Annotated in this window: 10 protein-coding genes; 7 read left to right on the plus strand and 3 right to left on the minus strand. The window is 65.8% G+C overall.

Translation table 11 applies throughout. The features are described 5' to 3' along the window. Positions 1-24 precede the first annotated feature (24 nt). Together purN and purM are read right to left on the minus strand one after the other, a co-directional pair. Positions 25-987 (minus strand): phosphoribosylglycinamide formyltransferase, encoded by a 963-nt coding sequence (gene purN / locus OVY29_RS02160; RefSeq protein ID WP_037554675.1) that lies wholly within the window; start codon positions 985-987, stop codon positions 25-27. A gap of 111 nt (positions 988-1,098) precedes the next feature. Then, the gene (gene purM, locus OVY29_RS02165; RefSeq protein ID WP_313910753.1) at positions 1,099-2,205 is read right to left on the minus strand and encodes a phosphoribosylformylglycinamidine cyclo-ligase; all 1,107 of its coding nucleotides are present in this window, start codon (positions 2,203-2,205) and stop codon (positions 1,099-1,101) included. Positions 2,206-2,415: 210 nt separating this feature from the next. Here purM and OVY29_RS02170 point away from each other — a divergent pair, with 210 nt between their 5' ends. Genes OVY29_RS02170 through OVY29_RS02185 form a run of 4 tightly spaced genes read left to right on the plus strand, consistent with a single transcriptional unit; the run spans position 2,416 to position 7,985 of the window. Further along, a complete protein-coding gene (locus OVY29_RS02170) occupies positions 2,416-3,687 on the plus strand; it encodes a hypothetical protein (protein WP_037554800.1) in 1,272 nt (423 codons plus the stop codon). After that, on the plus strand, positions 3,687-4,331 hold the full coding sequence (locus OVY29_RS02175; protein WP_037554680.1) for an HdaA/DnaA family protein: 645 nt from the start codon (positions 3,687-3,689) through the stop codon (positions 4,329-4,331). The genes OVY29_RS02170 and OVY29_RS02175 overlap by 1 nt, the downstream gene beginning before the upstream one ends. Then, positions 4,322-6,490: an RNA degradosome polyphosphate kinase gene (locus OVY29_RS02180; protein WP_313910754.1), complete on the plus strand. Its 2,169-nt coding sequence runs from the start codon at positions 4,322-4,324 to the stop codon at positions 6,488-6,490. Before OVY29_RS02175 ends, OVY29_RS02180 begins: the two co-directional genes overlap by 10 nt. A gap of 7 nt (positions 6,491-6,497) precedes the next feature. Further along, on the plus strand, positions 6,498-7,985 hold the full coding sequence (locus OVY29_RS02185) for a Ppx/GppA family phosphatase (protein ID WP_313910755.1): 1,488 nt from the start codon (positions 6,498-6,500) through the stop codon (positions 7,983-7,985). On the opposite strand, the gene rnd is transcribed toward OVY29_RS02185, so the two are convergent. Then, the gene (rnd, locus tag OVY29_RS02190; RefSeq protein WP_037554684.1) at positions 7,982-9,169 is read right to left on the minus strand and encodes a ribonuclease D; all 1,188 of its coding nucleotides are present in this window, start codon (positions 9,167-9,169) and stop codon (positions 7,982-7,984) included. The genes OVY29_RS02185 and rnd overlap by 4 nt on opposite strands. A gap of 108 nt (positions 9,170-9,277) precedes the next feature. On the opposite strand from rnd, the gene OVY29_RS02195 reads away from it, so the two are divergent. The 3 genes from OVY29_RS02195 (at position 9,278) to aspS (ending at position 12,999) form a co-directional block, all read left to right on the plus strand. Then, positions 9,278-9,607 carry a hypothetical protein gene (locus OVY29_RS02195; RefSeq protein WP_037554685.1) on the plus strand — a complete coding sequence of 110 codons (330 nt, stop codon included), beginning with the start codon at positions 9,278-9,280 and terminating at the stop codon, positions 9,605-9,607. Then, positions 9,607-11,136 carry an FAD-binding protein gene (locus tag OVY29_RS02200; protein WP_313910756.1) on the plus strand — a complete coding sequence of 510 codons (1,530 nt, stop codon included), beginning with the start codon at positions 9,607-9,609 and terminating at the stop codon, positions 11,134-11,136. The genes OVY29_RS02195 and OVY29_RS02200 overlap by 1 nt, the downstream gene beginning before the upstream one ends. Positions 11,137-11,217: 81 nt before the next feature. Further along, positions 11,218-12,999: an aspartate--tRNA ligase gene (aspS, locus tag OVY29_RS02205; protein WP_313910757.1), complete on the plus strand. Its 1,782-nt coding sequence runs from the start codon at positions 11,218-11,220 to the stop codon at positions 12,997-12,999. Position 13,000 lies beyond the last annotated feature (1 nt).

Raw genomic sequence — 13,000 nt, forward strand, 5'->3', positions numbered from 1 at the left:
GGAGCTATCCGGCGGCCTTTTTCGTCAAAACTCCTCCGCCACTCCCATCAGCCCCGCCAGCTTTTTCGGCGCGACCGACAGCCAGCTCTTGCGCAGCCATTCGCCGATCGCATCCCAGTCGGTGTCGCCGAGGTCGAGACGAATGCCGATCCAGCCATCTCCGAAATAGGCCGGCCGATAATAGCGCTCTTCGTCCATCTCGATCAGCGCCGCCTGTTCGTCAGCGCCGCTGATCTTGACGAGCAGCGCGATCTTGCCCCCCTCTTTACTATTTGGGCCATGGTGGTCTTCGGTGAAATAGGCGAATTTCTTACCCTTCACGATCCCGAAGCAGGGCATGCCGTGTGACAGCACTTCGTCCGCCTCGGGCAACGCCATCGCTAGCTCGCGCACGCGCTCGCGCAGATAGTCAGGGCTGCGCTCGCGCGTGACAAACGCGGCGAGGGTAGAGGGATAGAGCTGGTGTTCGGCGAACTGCACTCGGCGCGCCAGCGTTTCGACCGTGTCCCCGGGTAGGATCGCGACCGGCGTCTGCGCGAGAACAGGACCTTCGTCGACGCCCGGTGTCACGATATGCACGCTGCATCCGCCGAATTTGTCGCCTGCCTCGATCGCTTGGCTGTGTGTGTTCAGCCCCTTGTAGAGCGGCAGCAGGCTTGGATGAATGTTGATCATCCGGCCCGTCCAGCGTTCAACGAAATCGTCGGACAATATGCGCATATAGCCTGCCAGCGCGACGAACTCGGCGCCCGCTGCGCGCAATTGTTCGTCGACCAGCGCGTCGAACGCGTCGCGGTTCATGCCTTTGTGCGAAAGCGCCCATGTCGCGACACCCTCGGCTTCGGCAATCGCCAGCCCCGGTGCATCGGGATCGTTGCTCGCAACGAGCACCAGCTCATAGGGGCTGGCTTCGGCCTTCGCCGCATAGAGCAGCGCCGCCATATTGGTACCGGCGCCCGAAATCAGGACGGCGACACGCGCCTTCACTTCTCCCCTCCCGATTGCGGGAGGGGTCGGGGGAGGGCATGTCGAAAAGAAGTGCCTCGAAACAGGCCCTCCCCTAACCCTTCCCGCAAGCGGGAGGGGGATTTTATGGCCTTAGCCATTATGCGTCGCGCTCCACGCGCTCATCGCGCTCCACGTTTCGGCGCTGCCGGTCACGGTGCAGCCTTTTTCGCCCTCGGCGATATGACCGATCCGGAACACCGTCTCGCCCGCAGCTTCGAGCGCCGCCGTCACCCTCGCGACATCGCTCTCGGCGACGACCACCGCCATGCCGATCCCGCAGTTGAAGGTGCGCGCCATTTCCTCGGGCTCGATATTCCCCTGCGCCTGCAGGAACGCCATCAATCGCGGCTGCTCCCACGCGTCGGCATCGACATGCGCGTGCAAGGTCTTCGGCAGGATGCGCGGGATATTTTCGAGCAGTCCGCCGCCGGTGATATGCGCGAGCGCGTGGATCCGGCCGGTCTTCACCAGCGGGAGCAGGCTCTTCACATAGATGCGCGTCGGCGCCATCAGCGCGTCGATCAACAGGATAGTCTGATCGAACAGGGCAGGGCGATCGAGCTTCCACCTCTTGTCCACCGCGAGCCGGCGCACGAGCGAGAAGCCGTTCGAATGCACGCCCGACGAGGCGAGCCCCAGAATCACGTCCCCCGCGGCGACCTTGTCGGCGGTCAGCACCTGGTCGCGCTCGACCGCGCCGACGCAGAAGCCCGCGAGATCGTAATCGCCGTCCGAATACATGCCCGGCATTTCGGCGGTCTCGCCGCCGATCAGTGCACAGCCGGCCTGCTTGCACCCTTCGGCGATGCTCGCGACGACTTCGGTGGCGACGTCGTTATCGAGTTTGCCGGTCGCATAATAATCGAGGAAAAACAGCGGCTCGGCGCCCTGCACGATCAGGTCGTTCGCGCACATCGCGACCAGGTCGATGCCGACGCCGTCATGCTTGCCCGATTCGATCGCGAGCTTCAATTTCGTACCCACGCCGTCGTTCGCCGCGACGAGTAGGGGATCCTTGAACCCCGCCGCCTTCAGGTCGAAGAAACCGCCGAAACCGCCCAGATCGGCATCGGCGCCGGGACGGCGCGTCGCACGGGCGAGCGGGGCAATGGCACGGACCAGCGCGTTGCCGGTCTCGATCGATACGCCGGCCTCGGCATAAGTGTAGGAGGCGGGTTGGTTGTGCTTGGAATCCATGGCCAGCGCGACTAACGACTCTGGCCACGAAATGCCATGATTTCCTTGTCGGCGACATTGCCTTTGGCGTAGGGCATGCTTGAATCGTCATCCCGGCGAAGGCCGGGATCTCGACATCGCGCCAAAACGCGGCGATGAGATTCCGGCCTTCGCCGGAATGACGAGAAAGATTTGTCGACCCTGAGATTGGGAACGAAGCGTAAGAACAATATGATTTCGGCTGCTTTCCCCCGCTTCGCGCCCCGCCTGACCTTCGATGCCATTCGCCCGCGTGACTGGCGCTGGGCCGCTCTTTTCGGCCTTTTGTTCGCGATTCTGCTCGCCGGCATCGTCGATGGCCAGATCACGCGCGGTGACCGCGGCATCACCCCGATCAACAGCAGCGGCGATTTCCTTGCCAGCGGCATCCTCGTCGATGTCACCGGCGACAATGCCGACGACGCGCGCTCGAAGGGCTGGCGCGAGGCGCAACGCAAGGGCTGGGCGCAGCTTTATCGGCGGCTGAACGGCACCGACGGCCCCGCGCTTACCGATTCGGTGCTCGACGGGATCGTCACATCGATCGTCGTCGAAGACGAGCAGATCGGCCCGCGCCGCTATGTCGCCAAGCTCGGCGTCCAGTTCGACCGCGTCCGCGCCGGACAGATATTGGGGGTCAGCGGTCGCACGCTCCGCTCGCCGCCCTTGCTCGTGATCCCGGTCTATTCGATCGACGGCATCCCCCAGGTGTTCGAACAACGCAGCGCCTGGCAGCGCGCCTGGGCCGAATATAATACGGGGCAAAGCGCGATCGACTATGTCCGCACCGCGGGCACCGGGGCGGATACCCTGTTGATCAACGCGGGGCAGACGGGTCGTCGCGGCCGCGTCTGGTGGCGTGTGATCCTCGACCAATATGGCGCCGCCGACGTGCTGACGCCGATCGCGCGCGTCGAATATTCCTATCCCGGCGGGCCGATCAAAGGCATTTTCACCGCGCGTTTCGGCCCCGACAGCAAGCTGATCTCCAGCTTCACGATGACCGGTCCCAGCCCTGCGGCGCTGCCCGACATGATGGAAAAGGCGGTCGCGCGGATGGACCGTATCTATACCGACGCGCTGACTGCCGGCATTCTCAAGACCGACACCTATCTCGTGCTCGAAAAACCGGTCGAAAGGGAAGATCTGCCCGAAGAGATCGCGACCGATGAAGAGATACTGCCCAGCGAGATCGACGCGAGCGTATCCACCGCGCCTGCGGCGGGCGTGCAGAGTTTCACGGTGCAGTACAGCTCGCCCGACGTCGATTCGGTCACCGCGACCGAGCGCGCCGTCGCCGGCGTCGCCGGCGTCCAGTCGGCCTCGACCACCAGCCTCGCGCTCGGCGGCATGTCGGTGATGCGCGTGACCTTCCGCGGCGATATGGCGGCGCTGCGCGCGGCGCTCGCGGCGCGCGGGTTCAACGTGCAGGAAGGCGGCGGCCAGCTCAGGATCAGCCGCTGATGGGACAGATCGCGCTACCGCTCGATTGGAGCGCGGGCGGCTCGAACGACGGCCCGCTGATCGTCGGCACCAGCAACGCCGACGCGGTGCGTTATTTGCGCCATGTCGCGACCTGGCCGGTCCGCACCGCCGTCCTCACCGGTCCGCGCGGCTCGGGGCGCAGCCTGATGGGCCGCCTTTTCGCGCGCGATACCGGCGGCCGCGTCATCGATGGGCATAACAGCGTTTCCGAAGAAGAGATTTTCCATGCCTGGAACGCCGCGCAGGCGAGCGGCACGCCGTTGCTGATCGTCGCCGATGCGCCGCCGTCCGAATGGAATGTCGCGCTTCCCGACCTTCGCTCGCGCCTCGCCGCCGTTCCCGTGCTCGCGATCGGCGAGCCCGACGACTGCCTGGCGCGCGACCTGATCGAGGCGCTGTTCGCGCAGCGCGGCGTGGCATTGGCACCCGGCGTCGCCTCCTATATCGTCCCCCGGATGGAACGCAGCTATGCGATGATCCACCGCGTCGTCGCGGCGCTCGACGCCGCCTCGCTCGAAAAAAAGGGCGGCATTGGCATTCGTCTTACGCGTGAAACATTACTGTCACAGGGGCTGATCGATCCCGATTTGCTCGAACGACAGGACGCCGATACATGTCGCTAACAGGTCAGCCACTTCGCGCAGATAATGACGCCGAGACGACGGCCCCGACCTTCGGTCCCGAACGCTTCTTCAACCGCGAACTCTCGTGGCTCGCCTTCAACCGGCGAGTGATGGAGGAGGCGCGCAATCCCGCGCATCCGCTGCTCGAACGCCTCCGCTTCCTGTCGATCTCGGGCAGCAATCTCGACGAATTCTTCATGGTCCGCGTCGCGGGCCTCAAGGGCCAGCAGCTGCAGGGGATCGACGATCCTTCGGCCGACGGTCGCTCGCCGGGGCAGCAGCTCGCCGAGATCGAGGCCGAGGTGCATCGCCTCGTCGACCAGCAGCAGAGCGAATGGCAATTGCTCCACCGCCAGCTTGCCGAGCAGGGCATCGTCGTTCACGGTGCGGGCTCGGACAAGGAGGCGCTCCGCCGGGCGCTGCGCCAATATTTCATCGAGCAGATTTTCCCGATCCTGACCCCGCAGGTGCTCGATCCGGCGCATCCTTTTCCCTTCATCCCGAACCGCGGCCTCGGCGTCATTTTCGACCTTCAGCGCAAGACGAATGGCGAGACGGTTCGCGAACTGGTGATGATCCCGGCTTCGCTGGCGCGCTTCGTGCCGGTCCCCGGCGAGCCGAGCGCCTTCGTGCCGATCGAATATCTGATCGAGCTGTTCGGCGACTTGCTGTTTCCGGGTTTCACGATCCGCTCCCTGGGTGTGTTCCGCATCATCCGCGACAGCGATATCGAGCTCGAGGAAGAGGCCGAGGATCTTGTGCGCCTGTTCCGCACCGCGATCCGCCGCCGTCGCCGCGGCCGCGTGATCCTGATGGAACTCGAGGCCGACATGCCCGCCGAAATCGCCGAGGTGCTGGGCTCCGATATTCAGGGGCACGAGGCGATCGTCGCCAAGATCGGCGGCTTCATCGGTCTCGCGGCGCTGTCGGCGCTCGTCGACGTCGATCGCCCCGACCTCAAATTCCCGGCCTATTCGCCCCGTTTCCCCGAACGCATCCGCGAACATGGCGGCGACTGTTTCGCGGCGATCCGGTCGAAGGACATCGTCGTCCACCATCCCTATGAAAGCTTCGACGTCGTCCTCTCCTTCCTGCGCCAGGCCGCTGCCGATCCCGACGTCGTCGCGATCAAGCAAACGCTCTACCGCGCCGGCAACCAGTCGCCCGTCATCCGCGCGCTGATCGAGGCGGCCGAGGCGGGCAAGTCGGTGACCGCGGTCGTCGAACTCAAGGCGCGCTTCGACGAGGAACAGAATCTGCTCTGGGCGAACCAGCTCGAACGCGCCGGGGTGCAGGTCGTCTACGGCTTCATCGAGTGGAAGACCCACGCCAAGATTTCGATGGTCGTGCGCCGCGAAGGACAGGGCTATCGCACCTATTGCCACTTCGGCACCGGCAATTACCACCCCGTCACCGCGCGCATCTACACCGACTTGAGCTTCTTCACCGCCGATCCCCGCGCGGGCCGCGATGCGGCGCAGCTCTTCAATTACATCACCGGCTATGTCGAACCCGAACGGCTCGACCTGATCACCATGTCGCCGCTCAACATGCGCCAGCATCTGTGCGAGCTGATCGATGCCGAAATCGCCGCGGCAAGGACGGGGCGGCCGTCGGGCGTCTGGGCCAAGATGAACAGCCTCGTCGACCCCGACATCATCGACAAGCTCTACGAAGCCAGCGCGGCGGGGGTGCCGATCGAGCTGATCGTGCGCGGTATCTGCTGCCTGCGTCCGGGCGTGGCGGGGATTTCGGAAACGATCCGCGTCAAATCGGTCGTCGGGCGCTTCCTCGAACATAGCCGCGTCTGGGCCTTCGCCAACGGCGCGCCGCTCCCGCATCGCGCGGCGAAGCTCTATATCAGCAGCGCCGACTGGATGCCGCGCAACTTCGACCGCCGCGTCGAATATATGATCCCGATCGAAAATCCGACCGTCCACGACCAGATCCTCGATCAGGTCCTCGTCGCGAACCTCATCGACAATGAACAAAGCTGGATCCTGCAACCCGACGGAACCTCCCTGCGCGTGGCTCCGGGTGACAAACCTTTCAACTTGCACCATTATTTCATGAACAACCCTTCGCTGTCGGGCCGCGGCACCGCGCTTCACAAGCGTCAGGACGTGCCGACGCTGGCCTTCGATATGCGCGAAGATTGAGAAGAGGTTGAACTTCCTGCGCACCTCCCGACAAGCGGTCAGCCGGTCCGCCGTCATCGACATCGGCTCCAACTCGGTCCGCATCGTCGTTTATGAAGGCCCGTCGCGCGCGCCGGCGGTGATCTTCAACGAAAAGGTCGCCGCCGGCCTCGGCCGCGGCCTCGCGATCGACGGACGCATCGCCACCGAAGACGCCGAGCGCGGCCTCGTCGCGCTCCGCCGTTATGCGCTGCTCGCGAAGCATATGGACGTGAAGATGATCCAGTGCGTTGCCACCGCCGCCGTGCGCGATGCGGCGAACGGCCGCGACTTCATCGCCGCGGCGGCCGAAGCCGGGCTCGATATCCGTCTGCTGTCGGGCGAGGAGGAGGCCGAGGCCGCCGGGCACGGCGTCCTTTCGGCGATTCCCGATGCGCGCGGCATCGCGGTCGATCTCGGCGGCGGCAGCCTCGAACTGGCCGAAGTTTCGGATGGCCGGGTCGGCCGCTGCGCCTCCTTTCCGCTCGGCGTGCTGCGATTGCCGGCGCTGCGCGAGGATGGCGAGCAGGCGTTCGAGCGCGCGATCCGCAAGATGCTTCGCGCCGCCGGCTGGCCCGGCGAGGGGCTCGCCGGACTGCCGCTCTATCTCGTCGGCGGCTCGTGGCGCGCCCTCTCGCGTCTGGACCTCGAACTCACCAAGGATCCGCTCGCGGTTCTCGACCAGCATACGCTGCCGCGCAGCGCGCTCCGCCGCCTGATCCGCGCGACCAAAAGGCTGAGCTTCGAGGAATTGCGCGCGATCCCCGGCATGGCATCGAACCGCGCCGCCGCCTTGCCCGACGCGGCGGCGCTGCTCGCGGCGCTCGTCAACATCCTCGACGTTCCCGAAATGACGGTTTCGTCGTCGGGGCTGCGCGAAGGACTGCTCTATCAGGCGCTCGATGCCGAGACGCGCGCGCAGGATCCGCTGATCGTCGCCGCCGAATTCGAAGGCCGCCGCCTCGCGCGTTTCGCGCCGCACGGCCGCGCGATCGCCGACTGGATCGCGCCGCTCTTTACCGACGAAGGACCGGCCGACAGCCGCGTGCGCCTCGCCGCAAGCCTGCTCAGCGACGTCGCCTGGTCGGCAAACCCCGATTTCCGCGCCGAGCGCGGCACCGAGATCGGCCTGCACGGCAATTGGCGCAGCATCGACATTCCCGGACGCATCCTGCTCGCGCGCGCGCTTTACGCGGGCTTTGGCGGCGCCGACGCCGAATTTCCCGCGATGGGCGCGCTTGTCGCGCAGGAACGGCTCGCCCGCGCGCGGCAATGGGGCCTCGCGATCCGCCTTGCCCAGCGGCTCACCGGCGGCGTCGAGGCGCCGCTCAAGGCGAGCGGGATCGCGCTTGTCAACGGCAAGCTCAGGCTCTGTCTGGCGGCCGGCTGGCATCATCTCGCGGGCGAATCGGTCGAGCGCCGCCTGCGCGTCCTCGCGCAGGCGCTCGATGCCAAACCCGAGCTCGTTCTGCTTTAAACCTCGGCCGCGGTCGCCGCGTCGATCTCGCTCATCACCAGCTTGCCGTTCTTGACGGCAAAGCCCATCCGGCCTTCGACGAGGTCGAGCGCGGCGTGGCCGAACACGTCGTAGCGCCAGCCCTCCATCATCTGGATGCCGCCCCGCGCCCCGGCGGCAAGCGCCTCGAGATCGTCGCTGCGCGCGATCAGCCGCGCCGCGACATTGAGCTCGCGCGCCCGGATCTTGAGCAGCAGTTTCAAAAGGTCGGCGACCAACGTGCCTTCCTTGCCGAGCCCCGGGCCGCGCGGCGCGCGGTCGGGCATATCGTCCTTCGACATCGGCTTGGCGTTGGTGATCGCGTCCATCAGTCGGCCGCCGATGTCGTTGGTGCGCCATGTCGCCGACAGCCCGCGGACGCGGCCGAGCCCGTCCTGATCCTTCGGCGGATGCGCGGCGAGGTCGGCGAGCGTCTCGTCCTTGACGATCCGGCCGCGCGGCAGATTCTTGTTCCGCGCCTCGCGCTCGCGCCAGGCGGCGAGCGCCTGCAACCGGCCGAGCACGTCGAGCTTGCGCGTCGGTACCTTGATCCGCTGCCATGCCTTGTCGGGATCGACGCTGTAATTGGCGGGGTCGGCAAGCTTTTCCATCTCCTCGTCGAGCCAGTGGCCGCGCCCGGTCTTGATCAGCTTGTCGAGCATCATCGGGAAAATCTTGGCGAGGTGCGTGACGTCGCCGATCGCATAGTCGATCTGGCGCTTGTCGAGCGGACGGCGGCTCCAGTCGGTGAAGCGCGCGCCCTTGTCGAGCTGCACGCCGATCCACGCCTCGACGAGGTTCGAATAGCCGACCTGCTCGGCCTGACCCAGCGCCATCTGGCCGATCTGCGTATCGAAGATCGGGTGCGGCGTCTTGCCGGTCAGGTTGAAGATGATTTCGACATCCTGCCCGCCGGCGTGAAAGACCTTGAGCATATCCTCATTGTCGACAAGCAGGTCGAGCAGGGGTTTCAAATCGATGCCGGGCGCCATCGGATCGATCGCCGCGGCATGGTCGCGGTCGGCCACCTGGATCAGGCAAAGCTCTGGCCAGAAGGTGTTTTCGCGCATGAATTCGGTATCGACCGCGATGAAATCGCTGTTCCCGATCAGGTCGCAGAATTCGGCGAGCGCGGCGTTGGTTTCGATCAACGGATGGACTTGCATAGCGCGCCTATACAGCTAGTTGAAAGGAACGGGCAGGAAAAATTGCCCGCGCTCTTCGGGTCGTTGAGCCGGAATGCCGGCCGAAGGAAAAACGAAGGGATTTGGGGCATGACGTGGCTCGGTTGGGCGCTTGCGGCGCTCGGTTATATCCTGCTTTTCGGACAATATCTCGCAGGGCAGGCGGATATTTTCGTCTCGATCGCCAATCCGCGGCCGCTCGACGAGGAGGTGATGGTCGTGACGCTCAAGGGCTGGGGCTTCGCCGCCCAGGCCGCGCAGTCGTTCCTCACACCCGAATCCGATCATGGACTATGCGACGTGCGTGTATTTGCGACACGGCGCCAGATGCTCGTCGCGATCGCGACCGCCGGATTCCTGCGCCCGGTGACGGTGGCGTGGCGCGCGCACGCTGGCGTCCCGCCGCTGGGAGTGGCGTGATGCCTATCCTCAAACTCCGCGACGAAGGCCGCTGGACCAATTATCACGGCACCGGGACCTGCGAGGCGGCGACGCGCTTCGCGCTGCGCAGCGGCGACGCGGAGCGCGGACGCGACGAAGTCGCGATCGCCGCGAACGCGGTGCGGGACTGGCTCGCCGAGGCCGCCGCCGCGCAGCGCCGCGTCCGCCCGCTCGGTGCGGGCTGGTCGCCGTCGAACGTCAATATCGCGTCGCAAAGCTGGCTGCTTCACACGCGCCGGTTCAACCGCTGTTTTCGGATCGGCGCGAGCGATGTCCGCCCGGGCATCGATGCGGGCGCTTTGATGCTCGTCGAAGCGGGCGCGCTCGTCGACGAGGTTTCGGACAAGCTCGAGGGACAGGGCCGTTCGCTGTGGACCAGCGGCGCCGGCAACGGACAGACGTTCGCGGGGGCCGCGGCAACCGGCACCCACGGCTCGATGATCGCGCGCGGCGGTATCCAGGACCATATACGCGCGGTGCAGGTCGTCACGCCCGGCGGCATCCACTGGGTGGAGCCGGAGAGAGGCGTGATGAGCGACGCGTTCATCGCCGCGACCGGATCGACGCCGCTGCGCGACGACAATGTCTTCGCCGCGGCCCAGCTTCCGGTCGGTGCGCTCGGCGTCATCACCGCGCTCGTCGTCGACAGCGTGCCCCGATTCCTCGTCCGCCCGATCCAGAATCTGCGCAAGGTCGCCCCCGGCGCGCTCGACTGGCTCGCCGCGGGCGATTTCCGGCGCTTCTCGGCGACCTATGCGCTCGATCAGGACCCCGATTTCGTCCAGATAATCGTCAATCCCTACAAGCCGTTCAAGCGGCCCGCGATGCTGCGCTTCCTCTATCGCGAACCGTGGCGCGACGACTATCCGCGCGCGACGCCCGGTCAGCTCGGCGCGGGCTATGACGCACTCAGCCTGCTGGGACGGCTGCTCGACGACTATCCATGGGCGCGCGGTGCGCTCCTCCAATTCGCGATGAAGATGGGCTATGCCGCCGGCCCCGACCTCGACGATCCTCCGGTCTATGGGAGCTGGGGCGAGGGGCTCGACACGCACCGTCCCATGGCGGACCTGTTCAACGCCTCGGTCACCATCGACCGCGCCGACCTCGCCCGCGCGTTCGAGCGGATCTGCGCCGTCTATGCACGCCACGGAGGTTCTACGGTCGTCACCGTGCGCTTCATGGAGCGTGCGCAGGGATTGCTTGCGCCGGCGCGTTTTACGCACAATGCGGTGATCGATTTCGATGGACCGCGCAGCCAGCGCACCGCCGATGCCTATGCCCGCGTCGTCGACTGCCTCGATGCCGAGGGGATCGCCTTCACCCGGCACTGGGCGAAAAGCTGCCGCCTCGACGCGGCGCGCGTCGCCGCCGATTATGGCGAGGATTTTCGCCGCTGGCGCGCGGCGCAGGGCCGCTTGATGCCCGATCCCGCGCACCGGGCGCTGTTCGGCAGCGAGGTGCTCGATGGTCTCGGCTTGACCTGCCGAAACCGCCTCGACCCTTGACAAATGGCGCGCCGACCTGCCTTAGGCGCGGCCATAAATCACGTTAAAGTTGATTTCCTCCATTCATCGAAAGACGATAAAATGCACGCCTATCGCACCCATAATTGTGGCCAGCTCCGCGCCGAGGACGTCGGCCAGAATGTCCGCCTGTCGGGCTGGGTGCATCGCAAGCGCGATCATGGCGGGCTGCTCTTCGTCGACCTGCGCGACCATTATGGTCTGACGCAGATCGTCGCCGATAGCAGCGATGCGGCCTTCGCCACGCTCGACGGCCTTCGCGTCGAAAGCGTCGTGACGATCACCGGCGACGTTGTCGCGCGCTCGGCCGAAACGACCAACGCCAATCTGCCCACCGGCGCGATCGAAGTCCGCGCGCGCGACGTGGCGGTCCAGTCGGCGGCGATCGAACTGCCGATGCCGGTAGCGGGCGAGCAGGAATATCCCGAGGACATCCGCCTCAAATATCGTTTCCTCGATCTCCGTCGCGACCGCCTCCACGCCAACATTCTGCTGCGCTCGAACGTCATCGCTAGCCTCCGCCGCCGCATGGTCGAACAAGGCTTCACCGAATATCAGACGCCGATCCTCACCGCTTCGTCGCCCGAAGGCGCGCGCGACTATCTGGTGCCGAGCCGCGTCCACCCCGGCAAATTCTACGCGCTGCCGCAGGCGCCGCAGATGTTCAAACAGCTGCTGATGGTCGCGGGCTTCGACCGCTATTTCCAGATCGCGCCCTGCTTCCGCGACGAAGATGCGCGCGCCGACCGCTCGCCCGGCGAATTCTACCAGCTCGACTTCGAAATGAGCTTCGTCACGCAGGACGACGTCTTCAACGCGATCGAGCCCGTGCTCGCCGGCGTGTTCGAGGAATTCGCGAACGGCAAGTCGGTGACTCCGGCGGGTTCCTTCCCGCGCATCCCGTACCGCGAATCGATGCTGAAATATGGCAATGACAAGCCCGACCTTCGCAACCCGCTGATCATCACCGACGTCTCGTCGCACTTCGCCGGATCGGGCTTCGGCCGCTTCGCCGATATCGTCGCCGCGGGCGACGTCGTGCGCGCGGTCCCGGCGCCGGGAACCGCCGAGAAGAGCCGCAAATTCTTCGACGACATGAACAGCTGGGCGCAGGGCGAGGGCTTCGCGGGGCTCGGCTATGCGACGCGCAAGGGCGGCGAATGGGGCGGTCCGATCGCCAAGAACCATGGGCCGGAAAAGATGGACGCGCTCGCCGCCGAACTCGGCATCGGCCCCGACGACGGCCTCTTCTTCGCCGCTGGCAAGGAAGCGACTGCGGCGAAGCTCGCAGGGCTGGCGCGCACGCGCGTCGCCGAGCAGCTCGACCTGATCGACGCGAACAAGTTCGAAATGTGCTGGATCGTCGACTTTCCGATGTTCGAGGCCGACGAGGACACGGGCAAGATCGATTTCAGCCACAACCCCTTCTCGATGCCGCAGGGCGAACTCGAAGCGCTCGAGACGAAGGATCCGCTCGACATCCTCGCCTGGCAATATGACATCGTCTGCAACGGCGTCGAGCTGTCGTCGGGCGCGATCCGTAACCACCGTCCGGACATCATGTACAAGGCGTTCGAGATCGCCGGCTATTCGCAGGCCGATGTCGATGCGAATTTCAGCGGCATGATCAACGCCTTCAAGTTCGGCGCGCCGCCGCACGGCGGTTCGGCGCCGGGCGTCGACCGCATCGTGATGCTGCTCGCCGACGAGCCCAACATCCGCGAGGTGGTCGTCTTCCCGATGAACCAGAAGGCCGAGGATCTGATGATGGGCGCCCCCGCGCCGGTCAGCGACAAGCAGCTCAAGGAACTCAGCATCCGCCTCGTCGACGGGCCGAAGAACTAAG

The organism is Sphingopyxis sp. SE2 (assembly GCF_032227185.1).
In the GTDB taxonomy this organism is placed as follows: Bacteria; Pseudomonadota; Alphaproteobacteria; order Sphingomonadales; family Sphingomonadaceae; genus Sphingopyxis.